The sequence below is a fragment of the Vulcanimicrobium alpinum genome (assembly GCF_027923555.1).
GTDB lineage: Bacteria > Vulcanimicrobiota > Vulcanimicrobiia > Vulcanimicrobiales > Vulcanimicrobiaceae > Vulcanimicrobium > Vulcanimicrobium alpinum.
In genome coordinates this window covers 508,937-531,461 of the sequence record NZ_AP025523.1, presented here as the reverse complement: position 1 = coordinate 531,461, position 22,525 = coordinate 508,937, and the positions used below count along the sequence as shown (strand labels likewise).

Sequence of the window (22,525 nt, the reverse complement as noted above, 5' to 3'; positions counted from 1 at the left end):
GCCGTGCGTCAGCGCGGCGCGAGGAACGCGTCGGCGCGCAGCACGATGTCGGGAAACGCCGCGATGGAGAACGTTGCGCCGTGCCGCAGCACGGCTACGCTTGCGTATCCGCCGGGCGACGGGCCCGTGTGGTGGTGCACGACGTCGCCGTCGATGTCCGCGACGAGATAATCCGCGACGCCGGCTCGCGCGGAAAGATGGGCTTTGTAGTGCAGATCCCGGGTGAGGCTCGACTTCGCAACCTCGACGACGCACAGCGCCTGCTCGACGGACGCATACGTGCCGGCATCCGGCAGAAGCGGCCGAAGAACCGAGACGTCGGGCAGCGGAGCATCGTATCGGTCGACCGTCATCGATCCGCCGGCAATCACGACGGCACGACTGCCGAACGCGTTGCCGAGCGCGATCGTGATCGCGGCCGCCCGCGCGCCATGCGCGACCGAAACCGGGCTCACGGCGACGATGACCCCGTCGAGCAACTCCGTGCGGTCTTCGTCGAGCAGATCGCCGATACGGTAGAACTCGTCGACCGACATGCGATAGGGTGTGATCTCGTTCGGAAGGGCTGCCATCTCACTCATCGCAGCGTGACCCTCGCGGCGTGTCCCTGGGATTGCCGGGATATTTCGCCGGACGATGGACCGCGCCCGCCATCGCGCAATTCCCGCCCGCACACCGTCGGCCGGAGCGCACACTCGCGCGGAATGCCGCCGGCTGAATTGACAGCGACCGAGCGTCCGTGGTATTGATCGCCCTACCGATGTTGCGTTGCGCCCTCGTGATTATCGCCGGTTCGATTATCGCGGCTCCACCGAGCCGGCGAGTCGTTTCGGCGTAACGCGATCGCGCATCGCACCGCACGAACCCCTCGCCCGGCGGCGAGGGGTTTTTCGTTTTTTCGCACCCGAGGAGCATGCCCCGTGACCACGCTCGACGTTTCAGCCGCCGATGTCCGCCTCGCCGCGGAACGAATCGCCTCCGGGATCGTCCGCACGCCGTCGGTCCGATCGCGCACGCTCTCCGACGCCGCCGGCGCCGACGTGATCCTGAAGATCGAGACCCGGCAGACCACCGGCTCGTACAAGGAACGCGGCGCGCTCAACGCGATGCTCGCGCTCGCGCCGGAACAGCGCGCACGCGGCATCGTCACGATGTCGGCCGGGAATCACGGGCAGGCCGTCGCGTATCACGGCGCGCGGCTCGGCCTGCGCACGACCGTCGTGATGCCGGAAACGACGCCGCTGCTCAAAGTGCGGCGCACGCGCGACTTCGGCGCCGAGGTGGTGCTGGCCGGCGCGACCTTCGCCGACGCGGCCGCGCACGCGCGCGAACTCGCGGCGACGGCCGGGGCAACGTTGGTGCATCCCTACGACGATCCGCAGGTGATCGCCGGCCAGGCGACCGCGACGCTGGAGCTCCTCGAGGACGCCGGCGACCTCGACGTGATCCTGGTCCCGGTCGGCGGCGGCGGCTTGATCGCTGGCGCAGCGCTCGCGATCGCGGCGTACGGCTCGCGCGCCGAACTCTTCGGCGTGCAGTCCGCGCTCTATCCCAGCGTCGGCGCGGCGCTCGACGAGCGCCCCGTCGCGGGAGGCCCGACGATCGCGGAGGGGATCGCGGTAACGCGTGTCGGCACGCTCAACGAATCGCTGATCCGCGAACACGTGCGCGGGACGCTCTTGGTCAGCGAAGCGGCGATCGAAACCGCGATCGCAACGCTGCTTGAAGACGAGAAGCTCGTCGTCGAGGGTGCCGGGGCCGCCGGCGTCGCGGCGTTGCAAAGCGATCCGGAGCGGTTCGCGGGGAAGCGCGTCGGAACGCTGCTTTGCGGCGGCAACATCGACTTAGGGATGCTGGCGGCGGTGATCGTGCGCCATCGAATGCGCTCGGGACGTGTGGTGCGCATCCGCGTGCACATGGTCGACAAACCCGGCGAACTCGCCAGCGTCGCGACCGCGCTCGCCGACGCGCGCGCCAACGTCCTCGACGTCGCGCACCATCGCGTCTTCGGCAGCCTCTCCGCAAAACACGCCGAGCTCGACCTCACCGTCGAGATCGAGCGTTCGGATGACCTGCCGGCGATTCTCGCCCGGCTCGCCGAGATCGGCTTCGACGCCGAACTCGTGCGCGAGTGAACCGCTCGCGCGGGCGCGAAGGCCACGCCGCATGCGCCTTGCAATCGCATCCGACACGCACCTGCGGCACGCGGCCGTCGCGGTACCGGACGGAGATGTGTTCGTGCATTGCGGCGACCTCTGCGGCAAGCAGAGTTCGCTCGAGGAGGTTCGCGTGTTCGGCGAGTGGGCGCGTGCGCTGCCGCACCGGCACAAGATCGTCATCGCCGGTAACCACGATTTTCCGTTCGAGAGGATGCCCGAGGCTGCGCGCGCCGCGCTCGGCGAGGGGATCATCTACCTGCAGGATGCCGGCGTGACGATCGGCGGCCTACGCTTCTGGGGCTCGCCGTGGCAGCCGCGGTTCTTCGACTGGGCGTTCAACCTGGACCGTGGTGAACCGCTGCGCGTGAAGTGGGCGCAGATTCCGGCCGACACCGATGTGCTGATCACGCACGGACCGCCGCGCGGGATTCTCGACGCCACTGCGCGCGGCGACGCCGCCGGCTGCGACGACCTGCTCGCGCGCGTGCACGAGGTGCGACCGCGCGTGCACTGCTTCGGCCACATTCACGAGGCGGCCGGCATAGAGGAGCGCAGCGGCACCATCTTCGTCAATGCGTCGATCTGCACGCTGCGCTATGCTCCTTCCAACCCGGTGCGCGTCGTCGATATCGACGCGCCGTAACCGCTACGGCCGTGCGGCCTCGAAGCCGACGACGGGACAGTTCACGAAGATCGGCGCGGGGCCGAATGGCTTGCCGTCCGGCGCGGTGATCAGGTTCGCCGATGCGGCGGCAGCGAAGTCCGCGCTGCTGCGCAGCCGATGCGCTTTGCCGCCGGAGAGGGCCGCCGCGGTCCACACGGCCGGCGCGACGTGCCAGAGCGGCGAGTAGCCGCTGGCGGCGAAGTTCGGGGCGGGGAACGTGGCCTGCACGTTGAGCGGCGAGCCGATCTCGGCGGCGTTCTGCACCGTCGCTTCCGCGCCGAGGCTGCCGTGGAGACCGGCGGCGGCGATCCCCTGCGACTCGCCGTCCGTCCGGCCGTTGAAGAGGACGTCGATCGCGATCGCGGCAGCGGCGGCTTTCGCCAGGCGCGGCACGTACGTCGAGCGTTCGATCGCTGCGGGGCCGTCGGCCGACGCGTCGGTCGAGATGTACGCGATCGGCTGACCGTTGGTGAAGCCGCGCGCGAGCACCAGCGTCACGCTTGCGTGCGCGGTGTCGCGCGTATCGATCGCGACGACGCGGTCAAGGGTGTCGTTGTGCGTCGCCACGTCCGACGGGTGCGCGCCGCTCGCGACGATCGGTGCGTTGTAGATCGCACCGTTGGCAGCCGCGTGCACGAACGGTGAGTACGCGTCGTCGCCGACGCTGCCGGGTTTGGCGGCGGTGACGCTGCCGTCGGCAGCGGTGGTGAGGACGCGTTGCGGCGTGAAGTCGACGCCGCCGGCGAACGCGAACGCGTTCGACGCGCCGGTCGCGTGCTGCGCGGCGCTCGCCGAGCTCGCGAGCAGCGGCGCGTACAGCAGACCTTCGCGCTTCGCGACCGCGGCGTTGGAGACGTCGGTCTTGATGTACCAGACGGGGTTGCCGTGCACCGAACCGCGATACAGCGGCAGGGTGACGGTGTTCGCGGCGAGATCGACCGAGATCGCCGAGGGGAGAACGACTTTCGCGCGGTCGAGCGGCGCCGCCGACGCGAACGTCGGCGCGAGCGGGAGGATGAGTGCGGCGGCGAGCGCCGCGCGGACCAGAATCTTCATGACCCCATCACCGTACTTCCCATTCCGCACCGGCGCGGTGGGGATGCTTACCTTTCGCTACCGCACCGGCGTGCCGGCGCCGCAGTACTCGGCGCACTGCTGGAGCAGCTTCGCAACGAGCCCCGTCCAGCCGGTTTGATGGCTCGCTCCGATCCCGGCGCCGTTGTCGCCGTGAAAGTATTCGTAGAAGAGCACGTTGTCGCGCCAGTGCGGGTCGTGCTGAAAGGTCGCGTTGCCGCCGAAGACCGCGCGATGCCCCCGCTCGTCGCGGGTGAAGATGTCGATCAGCCGGTGCGAGATTTCGTTGGCGACATCCCACAGGGTGCGGAATTCTCCCGAGCCGGTCGGGCATTCAACGCGGTACTCGTCGCCCAGATAGTGGTGGTACTGCTGCAGCGCTTCGATCAGCAGGTAGTTGATCGGGAACCACACCGGTCCGCGCCAGTTCGAGTTGCCGCCGAACAGGCCGCTCGCCGACTCCGCGGGCTCGTACGCGACGCGATGCTGGGTGCCGCCGATGTCGAGAACGTACGGCTCGTCGGCGTGCCGGCGCGAGACCGCGCGCACGCCGTGCGCTCCGAGGAACTCGCGCTCGTCGAGCATCGTGCGCAGGATCGCGCGCAGCCGGTCCTCCGTGTGCTCGCCTTTCCCCGCACCGACGATCGCCAGCATCCGCCGCGCGCCGACCCCTTCCGTTTCCATGCACGCCACGGCCCGCCGCAATTCGGGCCGGTTCTCGATGAACCAGTCGAGCCGGCGCGCGAACTCCGGCAGCGCTTCGAGCGTCTCGGGCTCGATCACGGCGATCGCGAGCAGCGGGATCAACCCCACCAGAGACCGCACCTGCAGCGGGATCTTCCGCTCGTCGGGCAGGTGCAGCACGTCGTAGTAGAAGTTGTCCTCGGGATGCCACAACCCGCGGTCTCCCATCTCGTTCATCGCGGCGGCGATCCGCAAAAAGTGCTCGAAGAATTTCGAGGCGATGTCTTCGTAGGCGCGGTTGTGCTGCGCGAGTTCGAGCGCGATCGCGAGCATGTTGAGCGCGTACACGCCCATCCAGCTCGTGCCGTCGGACTGGTCGAGATGACCGCCCGTCGGCAACGGCGCGCTGCGGTCGAAGACGCCGATGTTGTCGAGGCCGAGAAAGCCGCCCTGGAAGACGCCTCGCCCGGAGCGATCCTTGCGGTTCACCCACCAGGTGAAGTTGAGGAGCAGTTTCTGAAACACGCGTTCGAGAAACGCGATGTCCTTGCTGCTGTTCATCTTGGCGTCGATCTTGTAGACGCGCAGTGCCGCCCACGCGTGCACCGGCGGATTCACGTCGTCGAACGCCCATTCGTAGGCGGGCAGTTGGCCGTTGGGGTGCATGAACCACTCGCGCGTGAGCTGCAGCAGCTGACGCTTCGCGAAACCGGCGTCGACGAGCGCGAGCGGGATCACGTGAAACGCGAGATCCCAGGCCGCGAACCACGGATACTCCCAGGTGTCGGGCATCGAGAGGATCTCATCGCTGAAGAGGTGGCCCCAGTCGTGGTTGCGCCCGTCGCGGCGGCCCGGCGGCGGCGGCGGTCCGGCCGGATCGCCGCCGAGCCAGTCGCGCACGACGTAGTGATACCATTGCTTCGACCAGAGCATCCCCGCGAACGCCTGCCGCTGCACGAGCCGCGCGTCGTCGGAGAGCGGGTACGGGGTCAGCGCCGCGTAGAACGCGTCGGCTTCCGCGGCGCGCTTGGCGATCAGCGCGTCGAACGCGGCGCCGAACGGCTGTGCGAACGCCTCGCGGTCGCACAGCCGCACCCGCACCGTGCGCGATCCGAAGGGCGGGACGGTGAGCGTCCAGCGCACCGCGGCCTTCGTCCCGGTCTGCGATGGATTGACGGCGCCGGCGTCGCCGTGCACCACGCGCGCATCGATCCCGTCTTTCACGTACGGTGATTCGGAGGGCGCGCCGTAGAGCCGTTCGCGGTTGGTGTCGTTCTCCGTGAAGAGCACCTCGTCGGGCGACTCCGCGTAGAGCCAGCGCGCTCCGAGCATGACATGGTCCGCGGCGATCGCCGCGACCCCGTCGTTGCGGCGTTCGCGCCGCAGCGACGGCCGCACGGTGCCCGGCGTCCACGACCACGTGTTGCGAAACCAGAGCGTCGGCAGCAGGTCCAACCGCGCCTCGTCGGGGCCGCGATTCGATGCAGTGATGCGCATCAGCACGTCGTCGGGCGACGCTTTGGCGTATTCGATCGTCACGTCGAAATAGCGGCCGCCGGCGAACGCGCCGGTGTCGATCAGCTCGAACTCGGGTTCGGTGCGTCCGCGCCGCGCGTTCTCCTCCACGAGCCGCTGATAGGGGAACGCCGTCTGCGGATACTTGTAGAGCATCCGCATGTACGCGTGCGACGGCACGTTGTCTTGGTAGAAGTAGTACTCCTTGACGTCCTCGCCGTGATTGCCTTGCGGCCCGGCGAGCCCGAACAGGCGCTCCTTGAGGATCGGATCGTTGCCGTTCCACAGCGCGAGCGCAAGGCACAGACGCTGGTGGTTGTCGGAGATGCCGCCGATCCCGTCTTCGCCCCAACGGTACGCGCGCGAACGCGCGTGATCGTGCGGAAATTCGTCCCACGCCGTCCCGCCGGGGCTGTAGTCTTCGCGCACCGTTCCCCACTGGCGATCGGCGAGATACGGCCCCCAGCGCAGCCAATGCGCGCTGCGCGCGTCCTCGGCGCGCACCCGGTCGCGTTCCGGATTGCGTGTCATGCGAGCGCCGAGACCTCGCACACGACCTTGATCGTCCCGGTGCCGTGCGTCAGCAGATCGAGCAGTTCGGCGTGCTGCGCGAGCCCGCTGACCCGGTGCGTGATCAGCCGCAGCGCCCAGTCGCCCCAGGTCGCAACCGCGAGCGCGTGATCGCGCACGCCCAGTTCGAAGTACTCGCGGTTCGCGTTCACGGTCCCGACGACGACTTTGTTCCCGAGCACGAAGCCGAGGTTGATGCGGTCGGCCGGCACTTCGACCGTGCGCGAACCGCCGGTCACGCTGGAGAGGACCAGGACGCCGTTCTTCCCGAGCACGTCCATCGCGTCGAAGACGAACGGCGAATACCCCGTCGCCTCGAAGATGATATCCGCCGGTGCGAGCGATTGCGCGGCCTGCGCGAACGGGACGCTCGCCGTCGCATGATACGTCGCCCCGAGCGCCGCGACCAGCGCGGCGTTGCGATTGGGCGCCTCGTCGCGCGCAAAGACGTGCACGTCGAGGCCGCGCAGGCGCAGCACCATCGCGGCGAGCAGTCCGATCGTCCCCGCGCCGAGCACGAACGCCGTGCGCGGCTTCCAGATGCGCAGGCGGCGCTGAATCTCGTACGCCTGCGCGATCCCCTTTTCGACGACGCTCGTCGGCTCGAGCAGGACGCCGACGTCGCGCAGCTCGGGAGGCACGCGCACGGTGTACTCCGGGTCGTCGACATAGTACTCGGCGAGAAACCCATGGCGCAGGTTGATCCCGCGCTCGATGTAGTCGTCGTCGGTCGTCATGTCGTACGTCCCGATCGCGTCGTACGGGCTCGACCCGCGCCGGCGCACGGTGGCTACCACGAGATCGCCCGGCGCGAGTTCGTGCACGTTCGGACCGACCGCCTCGACGACGCCGAAACTCTCGTGACCGGTAATAAGAAACGTCTCGCCCGGCGGCGGCTTGCCGTACTCGCCGGCGAGGATCTCTTTGTCGGTGCCGTCGACCCCGACGCGCACGACGCGCACGAGAACGCCCCGTCCGCCGGGAATCTCATCGAGGCGAGGCGGTGCGACGTCGATCAGCGCGACGCCGGACGAACCGTTACGGGAAACGGCGACGGCTTGCATGTGGATGCGAGTCTCCTTCTGCACCACACGCTACCCGGAGCGGCGCTCGCGCGCGGTAAGGCGTCTTACCGGAAAGGGACGAGGGTTTACACGCCGACGGCGTGCGGCACGACGAAGAAGTGCCCGTCGGCGACGAGCCGGCCGGTGCGCACGAGGTTGGAGAGTTCGAGCGTCACCGTTTCGCGGGTGCTGCCGACGAGCGAGGCGATCTGCGCGTGCGTCAAGCGCACGTCGACCTTCGTCCCGCCGTCGGTCGCGACGCCGTGATCGGCGGCGAGCCGTTCGAAGAGCTTGAGCAGTCGCTCGTGCACCTTGAGCGAGGCGATCTCTCCGACCGCGTTGAGCGCGTCGTCGCGCTGCTCTAGCAAGTACTTCGCGACGTTGAGCGCGATCAGCGGGTTGCGCGACATGATCCCGTAGAGGTCCTGCATCCGCGACATGCAGAGGTACGATTCCTCCAGACACGTCGCTTGCGTCGAGCGCACCAGGTTCTCGCCGAACACGATCTCTTCGCCGAACAGGTCGCCGTCAGCCAGGATCGCCATCGTGATCTCCTTGCCGTCGGGGGTGGTGCGGCTGATCCGCACCTTCCCGCGCTTGAGCAGGTAGACCATCCGCGCGGGATCGCCTTGCTCGAAAAGCACCGAGCGCTTGGGAAAGGTGCGCTGCACGAACAGCCCGGAACAGCCCGTGACGACCTCGTCGCTGATGCGATCGAACAGCCGATTGCGCTTGAGATACCAGACGGTGTTCTCGACCATCGTCACCACTTTAGCACGGTCCGCATGATGTAGCGCAGGTTCAGCGCCGAGCGCGTGTATGGCTCGCGCAGGGCCTCCAGCGCGTCGTCGATCCGCTCGAGGTAGACGCCATGCGCGCCGGCCGCCGACGCGGCCTGCGCGTCGCCGCGCTCCCGCCCCGTGAGGTACCAGATGCACTCCGGCGGCAGGCCGAAGCGCGCCGCGAGCGCGCCCACCGCCTCGGCGGCCGGGGCTCCGGCGCCGTCGTGCGGCGCGGTGACGACGGGGCCGGCATACGCGAGCGGCGGCGCGGTCGCGCGCGCGGCCTCGTCGGCGTCGCGCACGAGCACCGCGACCGGGACGCCGAGCGCGTCGAGTTCGTGCAGGACGCGCTGCGCGTCGCCGGGCGGCGTCAGCGTATCGTCAAAAGCGAAGGCCACCGCGAACATCGAGCATCCTCATCGCCGGTCGGTTCCGACGAGTACGCTCGGGCTCGAAACGTACCCTGGCGCGCGGCGCGTCTCCGCGATCGTCTGCCAGGCGTCGAGCAGCGCCGCGACGCTCCAGGCCTGCGCGATCGCCCCGCGCGCCGCAAACGGCGGATCGCCGTCGGCGATCTCGCCGAGCGTCCCGATCGCACCGGCGGTCAACCCCTCCGCCGCGATCGCGAGCAGCGCTTCGGCCGCAGCGGGGTCGCCGTACGCGCGCAGGTGCGCGATCGCGAACGGGCCGGCGAGCCAGCGCCACACGGTTCCCTGATGGTACGCGCCGTCGCGCGCCCGCTGGTCGCCGCCGTAGCGGCCCTGATAGGCGGGATCGCGCGGGTCGAGGCTCCGCAGACCCTCCGGCGTCCACAGGTGCGCGGCGCAGGCGTCGACGATCGCGCGCCGGCGGCGCGCGTCGAGGACGTCGATCGGCAGAGCGACGGCGAAGAGCTGGTTGGGGCGCAGCGCCGGATCGTCGCCGCCGGGGCCGTCGATGACGTCGCGGCACCAGCCGCGCTCCTCATCCCAAAAACGCTCGAAGCTCGCTTCAGCCTGCGTCGCCGCCTCGGCGAACGGCATCGGATCCTCGCCGAGCAATTGCGCGAAGTACGCGCACGCACGCAGCGCGTTGATCCACAGCGCGTTCACTTCGACGGGCTTGCCGATGCGCGGCGTGACCACCCACTCGCCGACTTTCGCATCCATCCACGTCAGCTGCACGCCCCGCTCACCCGCGCGCAAGAGGCCGTCGCGCGGGTCGACGGCGATCCCGTAACGCGTGCCCGCGGTGTAGTGCGCGACGATCAAACGGACGACCGGAAAGAGCGATGTCAGCGTGGCGGCGTCGCCGCAGGCGAGCACGCAGCGGCGCAGCGCTTCGACGTACCAGAGTGCCGCGTCGACGGTGTTGTACTCCGCCGCCTCGCCGCCGTCGGGGAAGAAGTTGGGCAGCATCCCGCCGTCGACGAAGCGCCCGAACGTGTGCAGGATCGTCCGCGCGATCGCGGGGCGTCCCGTCGCCAGCGCGATCCCCGGGAGAGCGATCGCGGTGTCGCGGCCCCAGTCTCCGAACCAGGGATAGCCGGCGATCAGCGAGAGCGCCTCGGGATCGTCGGGCAAAGGCCGCCGCACGACGAACTGATCGGCCGCGAGGACGAGCGGCGCGACCCACGGGGGCGCTTCTTCGGCCGCCGCGCCGTGTTCCGCCCGCCACGCGCCGGCCAGCATCTGCGTGCGGTTAGCGGCGCGCGCGAGCGCGTCGGCGGCGTCGACCGGCGGCAACGCATGGTCGGCGATCGCGATGGTGAACCACTCGCCCGCGGCGACAATCGCGTCGAAGGTGGCGACGCGCAGATGGTCTTCGCGGTCGTCGAGGCCGCGTTCGCGCTCGCACGCGTACGCGAAGTCGCGATACCACGAGTGCTCCGCGCAGAACGTGCCGCGGTCACTGCGGAGCCGCAGGACGGCGGCGCCGGCAAAGGGGGTCACCGTGATCCCGTCGGCGGTGGTCTCGACCCGCATCCGCCAGTCGCCCGCGTGCGTCGTGCCGTGCAGGTCGCGATGGTTCGCGAAGGCGTGCGCCATGATCCGCAGCGGCTTGCGCGCGCGGACGACGCGATGCGCGACGTACGTCCGGTTCGTGTCATGTTCCATCCATATGCCGCGTTCGAGGACGGCGTCGCCGCACGCGTAGGTCCACACCGGCATCGCGCCGTCGAGCCGAAACCCGATGAGGTGCACCGCGCCTGCGGGTGCGAGCGCACCGCTCGCCCAGCGGTCGTTGGCGAGCGCATACGTCGCGCCGTCGTATTCGAGGTCGACGTCGATCTTCGGGCACAGCAGGGTGCGCCCGACCGGCGGCGTGCGCGCCGCGAACAGCAGACCGTGATAGCGCCGCGTCAGCGTCCCGGCGACGGTCCCCGACGCAAATCCGCCCAATCCGTTGGTGACGATCCATTCGCGCGCCTCGGCGACGGCCGGCTCCGCGCACGCAGCGCGATCGAGTTCAGGCAGCATGGGCCGTCTCCGCCGCGCCGAAGCGCGCGGCGAGGTGCGCGCCGACGCGCAGCGCGTTGGCCATGATCGTCAGCGCCGGATTCACCGCGCTGCTCGAGACGAAGAAGCTTCCGTCGACGACGTAGAGGTTGTCGAGTTCGTGCGCCTTGCAGTTGACGTCGAGCGCCGAGGTCGCCGGATCGGTTCCGAAGCGGACCGTTCCGTTCTGGTGCGCGACGCCGGCGATCGGGATCTTCTTGCCGAGATAGAGCGCGTTGGGCAGTAGGTGCCGCTCGCAGCCGGCCCGTTCGAGCAGTTCCTTGAGCTTTGCGATGAGCCGCTGGTGCGCGTCGACGTTGTTGGCGCTATAGTGCAGGCCGATCGTACCATCGCGCGCGACGGTGACGCGATTCTGCGGCTCGGGCAGATCCTCCGAGGTGATCCACAGATCGAGCGCGTGCTCGGCGAGCTGCGCGAGCGCGATCCCCGGAGCGAACGCGGGTGCATCGCCGCGAAACTCCGCCGCGTGCGACTTGCCGAGCATCTGGATGTGACCCATCGGATGCGGGAACTCCGGCGATCCCCAATAGAAGTCGTTGAGCCCGAGCGTCTTCTGAAACTTCGTCGGGTTGCGCTTCTTCGAGATCGCGACGAACGCGCTGTTGTTGTGGCACATGTAGTGGCGGCCGACGACGCCCGAACCGTTCGCGATCCCGGCGGGATGGCGCTCGTCGGCCGAGCGCAGCAGGAGCGCCGCGGAATTGACCGCACCCGCCGCGACGACGACGACGTGCGCCGCATAGGTTTCCGTCGCGCCGCCGCGCTCGACGACGACGCCGGCGATCTCGCGCCCCGACGGCGACGTGAGCAGCCGCGCCGCGTAGGCGCCGGTGAGCAGGGTGACGTTATCGTAGGCGAACGAGGGGCGCACCGCGATCACGTCGGCATCGGCCTTCGCCTCGACCAGGCACGGAAAGCCGTCGCACGTGTCGCACCGGATGCACGCGCTGCGTTCGGGCCGCGCTTCGTCGAGCATGATCGCCATCGGCAGCGGAAACGGATGCAGGCCCTGCGCGCGAAGATCGGCGCGGAATTCGGCGACGCGCGGTTCGTCGCTGACCGGCGGGTGCGCGTACGGCGCGCTCGCCGGTGATTCCGTCGGGTCGGCGCCACGTTCGCCGTGCACGCGGTAGAGATGCTCCGCCCGCGTGTAGTACGGCTCGAGCTCGTCGTAGCCGATCGGCCACGCCGGGGAGACGCCGCCGGCGTGCTCGACGCGTTCGAAATCGCGGGCGCGCATGCGCAGCAGCGCCGCGCCGTAGAACTTCGTGTTGCCGCCAACGTAGTAGTGGATGCCGGGCCGGAACGGCTTTCCGTCGGCGTCGATCCAGCGTTCGTCGGCGGTGTACCGCTCGTCCACGAACAGCGAGGCGGGATTCCAGTTCTCTTTCTCGCGGGGGAGATGCCCTCCGCGTTCGAGCACCAGCATGCGCAGGCCGGTCGGCGCGAGCGCATGGAGCAGGGTGCCTCCGCCCGCACCGGTTCCGATGATGATCAGGTCGTAGGTCATGTCGCTCGCGCTCCTTCTCGCGCCACCGTAGCGCGATGCGCGCGAGCGCGCGGTAAGCGACCTTACCGGTGCATCAAATTCCGGCGTACCATTCGTAGCCCTGATCTTCCCAATAGCCGCCGCTGCCGCTGCCGATGTTTTCGTAGCCGGCGACGAGTTCGATCCGGCTCACCCACTTCGCGCTCTTGTAGCCGAGCTGGGTAGGGACGCGCAGACGCACCGGCGCGCCGTGATCGGCGTCGAGCGGCTTGTCGTTGAGATCGAGCGCGAGCAGCGTCTGCGGATGGGCGGCTTGGTGCAGATCGAGCGATTCGTAGTACGGCGTCCCGCTCTGATCGACGTCGAAGCAGTGGAACACGCAGTAACGCGCGTTCGCTTTGGGCTGGGCCATCGCGAGCACCCTCGCGAGCGGCGTGCCGCGCCACTTGCCGATCGCGCTCCAGCCTTCGACGCAGTCGTGCCGCGTGATCTGCGTGCGGTCGCCGGCAGCGCGCAGCTGGGCGAGCGTGAACTGCTGCGGCCGGTCGACGAGGCCGTCGACGGCGAGCCGATACTCGGCGAACTGCGCCTTCGCCAATCCCGCGTAGCGGCTGTCGCTCGGCGTGTCGAGTCCGTTGACGCGAAAATCACGATCGACGTCGGCGTCGGCGTACTCGCGCGCCGTCCCGTGCGTTCCGAAGACCGCGTGATTGAGGTTTTCGGCGGAGAGCAGCGCGCCGCGGAACGGACCGTTGGTCAGCCCCTCCTTCACCGGCCCGCATGCCGTCAAACCCAACGACGCGAGCGATGAGGCGATGAAGATCCTGCGGTTCACGGTCCGACTCCGTCGTGGTCTTTGAGCCGATACCAACCGGTGATCATCGACACCATGTTGTTCCAAAGTCCGGTGCTCAGTACGAGCACCATATGCGTCGCGAAGTACCCGACCAGCAGCGCCATCAGCACGAAATGCCACGCCCGCGCGAATTGGCGGCCGCCCAGCAGAGGCGTCAGCCACGGCATGGCGGCGTCGACGCCCGGCGAGAGCGCCAATCCGGTGACGATGATGAGCGGGAAGAACACGAACAGCACCACGGTGTACGCGGCTTTCTGCAGCGGGTTGTACGTGCCGTGCGGCGGAGGCTCGCGACGCAGGCGGAAATAGTATGCCTGCATCGGCAACAGTTTGGGCAGATCCGACGGGCGCAGGACCAGCTCGCGCAAGGTTCCGCGCATCGCTGCCGAGATCAGGTACACGACCAGCGCGACGAACAGCGCCCACGCGAAGAAGAGGTGCCAGCGGCGGCCGTCGGCGAGGTCCTGCGGTCCGGGGAGCGTGAGCCAGGCCGGGAACGCGCGCGGGCTCTCACCGTTCATCCCGTCGTTGGTGTAGCCGAGCAGGTGCGTCGTGTTGAACGTCAGCCCGAAGACGCGCGTCGTCCCGACCGGGACCCCGTTGCGCATCTCGGCGTCGATGGCGAGCACGCGCCGCTGCGGGTTGCTCTTGTCGGAGGCATCGAGGTACGGCGCCGCGTTGAAGATCTGCAGCCCGCTCATCACGAGCACGAGCATCGCGAGCGCCCACAACCAGTGCGTCACGCGCTCCGCGACGCCGTGCCGATAGACTCGCTCTCCGCTCACCGCAGTTCTCCCCGAAGAGAACGCGGGCGCGGCGGCGTCGGACGTCACGTTCGCTCGGCGATAAGCGACTTCACGGTGCGCTCCAGTTCGGCGTCGTAGCCTTCGCCGACGTAGGTCGCGCGCAGGCGGCCGTGACGGTCGAACACGAGCTGCGTCGGCCAGGCATTGACGCCGTACGCATTCCATACCCCGAAGCCGTCGTCGAAGCGCACCGGCCAGGTGATGTCCTGCGCCCGCAGGGCCTGCACGACGTTCGCGTGGACGTGCTCTTCGGCGGTCTCCGGCGCGTGCACGCCGACGATCGCAAGTTCGCGCGACGGGTACGACGCTCGCAGGCGCTGCAGTTCGGGCGTGACGTGCTTGCAGTTGATGCAGCTGAAGGTGAACACGTCGACGATCGTGACACGGTTCTCGGTCGGCGGCGGGCCGGCAGCGTTGGCCCAGCTCCCGGCGGAGAGCACGGGCGCGAGAGAGGTCGCGGCGGCGAGCAGCAGCGGAACGATCATGAGAGCATCTCCCGAGGGATGACGAACGAACGTCCGTCGAGGCTGAGGCGGCCGGCGTCGATCAGCTTACCGATCTCGACGCTGACGGTTTCTCGCGTACTCCCGACCAAGGAAGCGATGTCGGCGTGGGTGAGACGCACGTCGATCCGCAGGCCGCCTTTGATCGGCACGCCGTGTTCGGTCGCGAGCCGCCGCAGCACGTGCTCGATGCGGTCGCCGACCTTCGCGTAGGCGAGGTCTTCCATCGTCGACTGCGCATCGCCGAGCCGCTCGCTGAGCACCTTGGCGACGTTGAGCGCGAGCGCCGGGTCGCGCGAGAGCAGTGTAAACAGGTCGTCGGCGCGCGAGGTGCACAGCAGCGCGTCCTCGACGACGACGGCGTGCGTCGTGCGTTCCTTGCGGTCGAACAGGCTCTCTTCGCCGAACAGGTCACCCGGGCCGAGCAGCGCGACTGTCACGTCTTTGCCGTCGGGCGTCTGGCGCACGATGCGCACCGCGCCGCGCTTGACGAAGTAGATCACGCGCTCGGAGTTGCCGACGTCGAACACGAGGGTGCCGCGGGACATCTCGCACATCGTGAAGAGGTGCTGGTGTTCCACGATCCCCTCTTCCGTCGCTTCGGCGAAGAGGCGGTTTTGACGCAGGTACCACACCTTGTTGGCGTCGTCGTCCACGGGCCGTTCTTTCCGGAGTGCGGCAAGCGTTTCGATCGCCGCACCGAGTCCGCTCATGTCCGCAGGCTACCATGCGCGGCGGCCTGCGGACTGTAAGGACGGTTACGCATTACTTTGCCGGGCCCTGGACGACGCGCACGAAGCCGTCGGGGCGGATCCAGCGTTTGAGCGCCGCGCGGACGGCAGCGGCCGACGCCGCCAGCTGCGCCCGCGCTTCGATCCGGTCCTGATCGGGCGACCGTCCGGTCGAGACGTACTCGAGGATCCCGGAAGCGAGCTGACCGGTGGACTCCTGACTCACCGGGAGTTGACCGAGCACGAGCGCCTTCGCCTTGATCAGGCGCCCGGCATCGATCGGCTTCGACTGCAGGCTGCGCAGATCGTCGACCACGAGCCGCGCGGCGCGGTCGATGTTCTGCGGATCGCATCCGTAATTGACGAAGAACGTGCTGCGGTTGCGCCCGGCGTTGAACGTCGAGCCGACCGTATACACGTAGCCGTGCAGTTCGCGCAAATCGTGGAAGAGCAGCGAGGCGTAGAAGCCGCCGGTGAGTACGGTGTTCGCGAGATCGAGCAGCGGATAATCGGGGTCGTTGTACCCGAGCGCGATCGTCTCGCCGAGGCGGACGTCGGCCTGGATCCGCCCCGTCGCCGGGATCACCGCGCGCGCGGGCTTGTTCGCCGGCACCGCTTTCGGATAGAGATCGGGCGTCGGGCCGGTCGCTTTCCAGGCGCCGAACGCGCCGTCAACGGCCGCGCGCGCGTGCTCCGGCGTCACGTCGCCGACGACCACGATCGTCGTGAGGTCGGGCCGGAACGCGGCGGCGTAATACGACTTCACGTCGTCGAGCGCGACCGCCCCGACGGTCTGCGGCGTCGCCGCTCGCCGTGACGGATCGCCGGCCGGGTAGAGCGCGTTCACGAGCGCGCGCTGCGCCTTGTAATCGGGGCTTTTGAGCTGACCCGCCAGCGATCCGGCCGTCTGCTGCTTCACGATCGCGAACGCATCGGCCGGAAATGCGGGATGGAGTTCGTTGTCGGCGAGCAGGGCGACGCCGCGGTCGAACGCGCTCGAGAGCACGTCGAGCGAGAAGCTGCGTCCGGCGCTCTCCGTCGCGGCGATCTTATCGAGCTCGGTTTGGAACGCGATGCGGTCGTACGTCGCGGTGCCGTACGCGAAGAGGCCGTCGACGATCCCGCTCAACCCATCTTTCCCGGGCGGTTCCTGCACGCCGGGATTCCCGGCAACGACGCCGCGCAAGGTGACCGTCGGCGTCAGCTTCGTCGGGACGACGACGAGCTTGAGCCCGTTCGGAAGCGTCTGTTGGACCGGCGCAATCGTCTGCTCCGGCACGCGCAGCTGCTTGAGGACGTTGCGCGCGAATGCCGGCAGCGCGGTGTGCTCGGTCGGGATCACCGTGTTGTCTTCGCCGACCTTCGCGCCGAACGCCGAGCCCGCGGCTTCCTTCGGCGTCGCGATCGCAACCGTCGCGGTGGTATTATCGTACCACGTGCGCAGGACGCGGTTGACGTCGTCGAGCGTCACCTTCTGCAGGCCGGCGAGGTCCTCGTCGGGCGTGCGGTGTTCGATCGCGAGCGTCTGGCTCCACGTCGATGCGAGGTTGCTGATCGAGTTGAGCGCAAACTGCGCCTGCGCGACCTCGCGCTGTTTGGCGACCTCGACGAGATCGGCCGGCAAGCCGTTCTTCTTGTAGTTCTCGATGACGTTCTTGATGTCCGTGACGGCGGTGTCGCCGCTCGTCGCGACCGGAACCGCCGAGCCGACCAGTGAGAGTCCGGCTTCGGGGTAGGTCTGCGACTGCGCGAACGTTCCCAGCGCCTTCCCGCTCGCCTGCAGTTCGAAGAGCGCGCCGCGCTGGCTATTGAGCACGTCGTTGAGGATCTCCGACGCGAAGTAGTCGGGGCTGGTGTAGCCCGGGACGCGATACGCGACGAACGCGACGGTGATCGGATCGGAGCTGTTGTCGCGCAGGGTGAGCGCGGTCGGCGCTGCGAGGCGCACCGGCTTGCGCGGCGGCAGCGGCGCCGACGGAACGTCGGCGTACAGCGCGCGGACCTTGGCGATCGTCGCCTGCGGGTCGACGTTTCCGGCGATCACGTAGATCGCGTTGTTGGGGTGGTACCACTTCGCGTAGAACGCCTTGAGGTCGGGCGCCTGAATCTGCTTGAAGCTGGCGACCGTCCCGAGCCCGACGTCGGCGTACGGAGTGCCCGCGAACATGTGCTCGACGGTCTTCGCGTAGAGACGATAGGTTGCGCTGGAGTTGTCGCCGGTGACCTCCTGCGTGATCGCGCCGCGTTCCTGATCCCACAGCTTCTGATCGTCGAGCGCGCCCGTCGCGCGCGAGCGCTCGAGGTTGAGCGCGATGTTGAGATACTGCGACGGCATCTCGAAGAAGTACTGGGTGATCTCGTTCTGCGTGTCGGCGTTGAAGTTGCCGCCGGTGATCGCCGTGGTGTCGGCGAATTGCGAGGCCGTCAGCGTTTTGCTGCCGCGGAAGAGCATGTGCTCCTGCGCGTGCGCGAGCCCGGTGATCGGCTCGTCGTCGGCGCCGACGCGGTAGTTCATCCAGGTCGCGACGACCGGCGCGAGCGTATCGCGCAGCACGACCACTTCCATCCCGTTGGGGAGGGTCGCGCGGGTGACGTCGACCTGCGCGGCGGGCTGGGGCGACTGCGCGCGCACCGGCGCGAACGGGGCGGCGGCAAGCGCGGCGGCGAGCGCGGCGCAGACGAGGGTACGGACGCGGATCATAGGGCGCCCCCCGTTCGCCGTGGAACGCGCTGGCTCCGTGCCCGAAACCGTACTGCGCGTCATCCGGGAAGGCGGGCGTGCCCGTGTCACGCTGACCCGCCCCGAGGTACGCAACGCCTTCAACGCCGAGGTGATCGCGCAGATGCGCGACGCGTTCGCGACGCTGGCGGCCGACGACGGCGTGCGCATCGTCGTGCTGGACGGCGAGGGGAAAACGTTCTGCGGCGGCGCGGACGTCCACTGGATGCGCGGATCGCTCGACCTGAGCGAAGAGGAGAACGTCCGCGACGCCGAGGCGATGTCGGAGATGTTCCGCGCGATCGACCGCTGCCCCAAACCCGTGATCGCGTCGGTCCACGGGGCGGCGCTCGGCGGCGGCGCGGGACTGTGCGCGGTGTGCGATGCGGTCGTCGCGGAAGACGACACGCTCTTCGGTTTCACCGAAACGAAGCTGGGGATCATCCCCGCGGTGATCTCTCCGTTCGTGCTCGCGAAGATCGGCGTCTCGCACGCGCGCCGGCTGTTCTTGAGCGGCGAGCGCTTCGATGCCGCCCTCGCCCGCGAAATCGGCCTGGTGCACGAGGTGGTGCCGGCCGGCCAACGCGACGCGCCCGTCGAGGCGATCGTACGCGAGCTCGAAACGGCGGGCCCGTCGGCGATCGCCGCGGCGAAAGCGCTCATCGCCGACGTCACTGCGGCGACCTACGACGAGACGCGCGCGCTCACCGCGCGCGCGATCGCGCGGCAGCGCACCAGCGCTGAAGGTCAGGAAGGCCTGCGCGCCTTCCTCGAACGCCGGCGCGCCGCGTGGATCGCCCCGTGATCCGCCGCCTGCTGATCGCGAACCGCGGCGAGATCGCCGTGCGCATCGCGCGCGGCGCGCGCGAGATGGGGATCTCGCCGGTCGGCGTCTATTCGGATGCGGATGCGGGCGCGCTCTTTCGCACCGTGATGGACGAGACGATCCGGATCGGCCACGGCCCCGCGACGGAATCGTATCTCGACGGCGAACGGATCGTCGCGGCGGCGAAGACGCTGGGCGCGGATGCGATCCATCCGGGGTACGGTTTCTTGAGCGAACGCGAGCCGTTCGCGCGGCTCGTCGTCGAGAGCGGCTTGATCTTCGTGGGACCGACGCCGGACGCGATCGCCGCGATGGGATCGAAGATCGACGCGAAGCGGCGCGTGCGCGCGTTCGGCGTTCCGGTCGTCCCGGGCTACGACGGAGACGATCAATCCGACGCGGCGCTGCGTGCCCAAGCCGAGGCGATCGGCACGCCGGTGCTGATCAAAGCGAGCGCCGGCGGCGGCGGCCGCGGGATGCGCGTGGTCGACGATCTCGCGCGGTTCGACGAAGCGCTGGCGAGCGCGCGCCGCGAGGCGATCGCCGCGTTCGGCGACGGCACCGTCCTGCTCGAACGCTATTTGCGCCGTCCGCGGCACATCGAGTTTCAGATCCTCGCCGACGTGCACGGCACGACGGTGCATCTGGGCGAACGCGAGTGCTCGATCCAGCGGCGGCACCAGAAAGTCGTCGAAGAAGCCCCAAGCGTCGCGCTCGATCCCGGGCTGCGCGCGACGATGGGCGAGGCGGCTGTGAACGCCGCGCGCAGCGTCGGCTACACGAACGCCGGGACCGCGGAGTTCATGCTCGACGACGACGGCCGCTTCTACTTTCTCGAGATGAACGCGCGCCTCCAGGTCGAGCATCCGGTCACCGAGCTCGTGTACGATGTCGATCTCGTGCACGAGCAACTGCGCATCGCCAACGGCGAGGCGCTGCGCTTCTCGCAGGCGGATCTCACGCCGCGCGGCTGGGCGATCGAAGTGCGGTTCAACGCGGAAGATCCCGCGCACGACTTTCTGCCGCAGTCGGGGCGGCTGGCGTCGTTCGACGTGCCGCGCGCGCCGGGCGTGCGGCTCGACACGGGGTTTCGCGCCGGCGACGAGGTCCCGGTGTACTACGACTCGATGCTCGCGAAGATCATCGTGTGGGGCACCGACCGTCCCGCCGCGATCGCGCGGATGGCGCAGACGCTCGCGCAGACCGAGGTGTCGGGGATCGCGACGAACCTGCTGCTGCTGCGGGCGATCGTGGCCGACGACGCGTATCGCGCCGGCGACACGACGACGCGTTTCCTCGACGAACGCATGGCGGGCTTCGCGCTCGGCGCGCCCGCCGTCGACGATGCGACGAAGCGGCGCGTCGCCGCCGCGGTCCTCGCCCACGGCGACGGATGGCGGCTGGGGCGCGTCGGGATCCCGCTCGCGTTCGTCGTCGACGGCGAGCCGGTGCGCGCGCACGCGACGTTTGCGGCGGCGGGCTGGACGCTCGACGGCGACGTGCAGGGGACGATCGCGCCCGACGATCGCGGCGCGACCTTCGACGCCGCGGGCGGCAGCGTCGCGATCGACGGCCGCGTCGTGCGCTGGACGCGCGCCGCGCCGCCGAGCCCCGATGCGGAGCATTCCGCGCACGCCGCCGCGTCGGGCGAGGTCACCTCGCCGATGCCCGGCAAGATCATCGCCGTCGAGGTCGTCGCCGGCGCTGCCGTGGAGCAGCGCGCCCTGCTCGTGGTGCTCGAGGCGATGAAGATGGAGCATCGCATCGAGGCGCCGCTGGCCGGCACGGTGACCGACGTGCGGGTGAAGGCCGGCGATCTGGTGACGAGCGGCGCGACGCTGCTGACGATCGGAGCGTAACGTTGCGCGTGGTGCTGATCGCAGGCTGGAACGAGGCCGCGAAATACATGCGCACGCTGATCGACGGACGCAACGGGAACAAGGGACTCGCCGGTCTGGGCTTCGACTGCACCGTCTTTCCCGACGGGCATGACAGCCTGCGCGATCGCGTCGACCGCTTCGCGTCGTTCCTCGACGCGCTCTACATCCGGGAACCCGGCGCGTTCCCGATCGCAACGATCGGCTACAGCGCGGGCGGCCTGGTAAACCGCGGCTTCCTGCGCGCGTATCCACACCGCGCGCGAGAAATCGCCGCCACCGTGCAGATCGCGGCGCCGAACGGCGGGCTGATGACGCGCTACGTCGCGATGCCGCTGAAGCTGGCGTTCATCCCGAATCACGTCCTGTTCGACATGGACGTCGAATCCGATTACATGCGCTGGCTCAACGACATCGGCGGACGCTGGGTGAAAGACTGGGACAACCCCAAGAAAAAGCGCTGGATCGTCGACGACGGCGCGTGGATCGCGCCGCCGGATCATCGCATCCTCCAGATCGGCGGCCGCATGCCGCGCTACCACGACCAGAGCGACGGCGTGGTGATGGTGGAGTCCGCCTCGCTGCACAACCGCCTGCCGACCACCTGGATCGAGGACGATCGTGCAAACCATCTCAACCTCGGCGCGGTCTCGAACCCGTTGGCGTTTCTCGCCCGCGGCTTCCGCAGCGACGACCGCATCTGGCCGCGCTGCGTCGAGCTGACCGCGAAGTTTCTCCGTTCGGAGGCCGTGCCATGATCGATCCGCTCGCCCACGCACCCGACCGCGTCACCATCTGCGAGGTCGGCCCGCGCGACGGTCTGCAGAACGAGGCCGTCCCGATCTCCGCCGACGACAAGGTCCACTACTGCGACCTGCTCTCCGACGCCGGCGTGCCGATCCTCGAAGCGACCTCGTTCGTCAGCCCGAAGGCCGTCCCGCAGATGGCCGATGCCGACGACGTCTTCCGCCGCATCCGCAAAGACCCGGGCCGCATCTACCTCGTGCTGTGCCCCAACGAGCGCGGGCTCGACCGTGCCGTCGCCGCCGGCGTGCGCGCGATCGGGGTGTTCACTGCGGCGTCGGAGGCGTTCGCGCAAGCGAACATCCGCATGTCGGTCGACGAGTCGGTCGCGACGTTCGCCGGCGTCGTGCAGCGCGCGAAAGCTGACGGGATGTGGGTGCGCGCTGCGGTTTCGACCGCGTTCGGCTGCCCGTTTCAAGGCGACGTCCCCGTCGCCGCCGTCGTGCGCGTCTGCGAGCGGCTGCTGGCGCTCGGCGTCGACGAGCTGAGTGTCGCCGACACGATCGGCGTGGCGACGCCCAACCAGGTCGTCGAGGTCGTCGGCGCGCTCGCGTCGGCCGTCCCGCCCGAACGGCTCGGCCTGCACTTTCACGACACGCGCGGCACCGCGATGGCCAACACGCTGGCCGCGCTCGAACTCGGCGTGCGGATCTTCGACACGTCGTCGGGCGGCCTGGGCGGCTGTCCGTTCGCGCCCGGCGCGACCGGAAACTGCGCGACCGAAGACCTCGTCTACATGCTGCACAAGATGGGGATCGCGACCGGGATCGACTTGGACAAACTGCGCGCGGCGTCGCGCTTCATTCAAGGGAAGCTCGGGCGTCCACTCGCGTCGCGCGCGTACACCGCGCTCGAAGCGGCCGACGCGCGCGCCGCCCGCATCGCCGTCGCCGGATAGAGGTCC

19 protein-coding genes are annotated in these 22,525 nt (G+C 69.2%); 6 read left to right on the top strand and 13 right to left on the bottom strand.

Translation table 11 applies throughout. From position 1 onward, the window contains the following. Positions 1-8: 8 nt before the first annotated feature. Positions 9-581: a Uma2 family endonuclease gene (locus WPS_RS02580; protein WP_317996302.1), complete on the bottom strand. Its 573-nt coding sequence runs from the start codon at positions 579-581 to the stop codon at positions 9-11. Positions 582-920: 339 nt separating this feature from the next. Here WPS_RS02580 and WPS_RS02575 point away from each other — a divergent pair, with 339 nt between their 5' ends. Together WPS_RS02575 and WPS_RS02570 are read left to right on the top strand one after the other, a co-directional pair. Further along, the gene (locus WPS_RS02575; RefSeq protein WP_317996301.1) at positions 921-2,135 is read left to right on the top strand and encodes a threonine ammonia-lyase; all 1,215 of its coding nucleotides are present in this window, start codon (positions 921-923) and stop codon (positions 2,133-2,135) included. 31 nt (positions 2,136-2,166) lie between these two features. After that, positions 2,167-2,802 carry a metallophosphatase domain-containing protein gene (locus WPS_RS02570; RefSeq protein WP_405054912.1) on the top strand — a complete coding sequence of 212 codons (636 nt, stop codon included), beginning with the start codon at positions 2,167-2,169 and terminating at the stop codon, positions 2,800-2,802. Between the two features lie 3 nt (positions 2,803-2,805). On the opposite strand, the gene WPS_RS02565 is transcribed toward WPS_RS02570, so the two are convergent. The 12 genes from WPS_RS02565 to WPS_RS02510 all read right to left on the bottom strand — a co-directional run bounded on the left by WPS_RS02565 (position 2,806) and on the right by WPS_RS02510 (position 18,096). Continuing rightward, positions 2,806-3,879, bottom strand: coding sequence for a DUF7482 domain-containing protein (locus WPS_RS02565; protein WP_317996299.1), 1,074 nt, complete (start codon positions 3,877-3,879; stop codon positions 2,806-2,808). Between the two features lie 57 nt (positions 3,880-3,936). Continuing rightward, positions 3,937-6,627, bottom strand: coding sequence for an MGH1-like glycoside hydrolase domain-containing protein (locus WPS_RS02560; protein WP_317996298.1), 2,691 nt, complete (start codon positions 6,625-6,627; stop codon positions 3,937-3,939). Next, positions 6,624-7,754, bottom strand: a complete 1,131-nt coding sequence (locus WPS_RS02555) for a glucose 1-dehydrogenase (protein ID WP_317996297.1) — start codon at positions 7,752-7,754, stop codon at positions 6,624-6,626. The genes WPS_RS02560 and WPS_RS02555 overlap by 4 nt, the downstream gene beginning before the upstream one ends. A gap of 62 nt (positions 7,755-7,816) precedes the next feature. Then, positions 7,817-8,491 (bottom strand): Crp/Fnr family transcriptional regulator, encoded by a 675-nt coding sequence (locus WPS_RS02550; protein ID WP_317997479.1) that lies wholly within the window; start codon positions 8,489-8,491, stop codon positions 7,817-7,819. Between the two features lie 2 nt (positions 8,492-8,493). Beyond that, positions 8,494-8,910, bottom strand: coding sequence for an HAD family hydrolase (locus WPS_RS02545; RefSeq protein WP_317996296.1), 417 nt, complete (start codon positions 8,908-8,910; stop codon positions 8,494-8,496). A gap of 18 nt (positions 8,911-8,928) precedes the next feature. Further along, a complete protein-coding gene (locus tag WPS_RS02540; RefSeq protein ID WP_317996295.1) occupies positions 8,929-10,971 on the bottom strand; it encodes an amylo-alpha-1,6-glucosidase in 2,043 nt (680 codons plus the stop codon). Further along, positions 10,961-12,520 (bottom strand): GMC oxidoreductase, encoded by a 1,560-nt coding sequence (locus WPS_RS02535; protein WP_317996294.1) that lies wholly within the window; start codon positions 12,518-12,520, stop codon positions 10,961-10,963. Before WPS_RS02535 ends, WPS_RS02540 begins: the two co-directional genes overlap by 11 nt. 73 nt (positions 12,521-12,593) lie before the next feature. After that, positions 12,594-13,334 carry a molybdopterin-dependent oxidoreductase gene (locus WPS_RS02530; protein WP_317996293.1) on the bottom strand — a complete coding sequence of 247 codons (741 nt, stop codon included), beginning with the start codon at positions 13,332-13,334 and terminating at the stop codon, positions 12,594-12,596. Then, positions 13,331-14,140, bottom strand: a complete 810-nt coding sequence (locus tag WPS_RS02525; protein WP_317996292.1) for a cytochrome b/b6 domain-containing protein — start codon at positions 14,138-14,140, stop codon at positions 13,331-13,333. The genes WPS_RS02530 and WPS_RS02525 overlap by 4 nt, the downstream gene beginning before the upstream one ends. 44 nt (positions 14,141-14,184) lie before the next feature. After that, positions 14,185-14,646, bottom strand: coding sequence for a thioredoxin-like domain-containing protein (locus WPS_RS02520; RefSeq protein WP_317996291.1), 462 nt, complete (start codon positions 14,644-14,646; stop codon positions 14,185-14,187). After that, positions 14,643-15,377: a Crp/Fnr family transcriptional regulator gene (locus tag WPS_RS02515; protein WP_317996290.1), complete on the bottom strand. Its 735-nt coding sequence runs from the start codon at positions 15,375-15,377 to the stop codon at positions 14,643-14,645. The genes WPS_RS02520 and WPS_RS02515 overlap by 4 nt, the downstream gene beginning before the upstream one ends. A 52-nt stretch (positions 15,378-15,429) precedes the next feature. Next, complete coding sequence (locus tag WPS_RS02510; protein WP_317996289.1) at positions 15,430-18,096, bottom strand: M16 family metallopeptidase; 2,667 nt, start codon at positions 18,094-18,096, stop codon at positions 15,430-15,432. A gap of 37 nt (positions 18,097-18,133) precedes the next feature. Between WPS_RS02510 and WPS_RS02505 the strand changes: the two genes are divergently transcribed. Genes WPS_RS02505 through WPS_RS02490 form a run of 4 tightly spaced genes read left to right on the top strand, consistent with a single transcriptional unit; the run spans position 18,134 to position 22,519 of the window. After that, positions 18,134-18,919, top strand: a complete 786-nt coding sequence (locus WPS_RS02505; RefSeq protein WP_317996288.1) for an enoyl-CoA hydratase-related protein — start codon at positions 18,134-18,136, stop codon at positions 18,917-18,919. Further along, on the top strand, positions 18,904-20,799 hold the full coding sequence (locus WPS_RS02500) for an acetyl/propionyl/methylcrotonyl-CoA carboxylase subunit alpha (protein WP_317996287.1): 1,896 nt from the start codon (positions 18,904-18,906) through the stop codon (positions 20,797-20,799). Before WPS_RS02505 ends, WPS_RS02500 begins: the two co-directional genes overlap by 16 nt. A 2-nt stretch (positions 20,800-20,801) precedes the next feature. Beyond that, positions 20,802-21,575, top strand: a complete 774-nt coding sequence (locus tag WPS_RS02495) for a lipase family protein (protein WP_317996286.1) — start codon at positions 20,802-20,804, stop codon at positions 21,573-21,575. Continuing rightward, positions 21,572-22,519: a hydroxymethylglutaryl-CoA lyase gene (locus WPS_RS02490; protein ID WP_317996285.1), complete on the top strand. Its 948-nt coding sequence runs from the start codon at positions 21,572-21,574 to the stop codon at positions 22,517-22,519. The genes WPS_RS02495 and WPS_RS02490 overlap by 4 nt, the downstream gene beginning before the upstream one ends. The last annotated feature ends 6 nt before the right edge of the window (positions 22,520-22,525 follow it).

Bases quoted from the DNA above. Each gene is read 5' to 3' on its own strand.
- WPS_RS02580 (WP_317996302.1), bottom strand. From the start codon at position 581: ATGAGTGAGATGGCAGCCCTTCCGAACGAGATCACACCCTATCGCATG.
- WPS_RS02570 (WP_405054912.1), top strand. From the start codon at position 2,167: ATGCGCCTTGCAATCGCATCCGACACGCACCTGCGGCACGCGGCCGTC.
- WPS_RS02565 (WP_317996299.1), bottom strand. From the start codon at position 3,879: ATGAAGATTCTGGTCCGCGCGGCGCTCGCCGCCGCACTCATCCTCCCG.
- WPS_RS02560 (WP_317996298.1), bottom strand. From the start codon at position 6,627: ATGACACGCAATCCGGAACGCGACCGGGTGCGCGCCGAGGACGCGCGC.
- WPS_RS02550 (WP_317997479.1), bottom strand. From the start codon at position 8,491: ATGGTCGAGAACACCGTCTGGTATCTCAAGCGCAATCGGCTGTTCGAT.
- WPS_RS02540 (WP_317996295.1), bottom strand. From the start codon at position 10,971: ATGCTGCCTGAACTCGATCGCGCTGCGTGCGCGGAGCCGGCCGTCGCC.
- WPS_RS02535 (WP_317996294.1), bottom strand. From the start codon at position 12,520: ATGACCTACGACCTGATCATCATCGGAACCGGTGCGGGCGGAGGCACC.
- WPS_RS02520 (WP_317996291.1), bottom strand. From the start codon at position 14,646: ATGATCGTTCCGCTGCTGCTCGCCGCCGCGACCTCTCTCGCGCCCGTG.
- WPS_RS02515 (WP_317996290.1), bottom strand. From the start codon at position 15,377: ATGAGCGGACTCGGTGCGGCGATCGAAACGCTTGCCGCACTCCGGAAA.
- WPS_RS02510 (WP_317996289.1), bottom strand. From the start codon at position 18,096: ATGATCCGCGTCCGTACCCTCGTCTGCGCCGCGCTCGCCGCCGCGCTT.
- WPS_RS02490 (WP_317996285.1), top strand. From the start codon at position 21,572: ATGATCGATCCGCTCGCCCACGCACCCGACCGCGTCACCATCTGCGAG.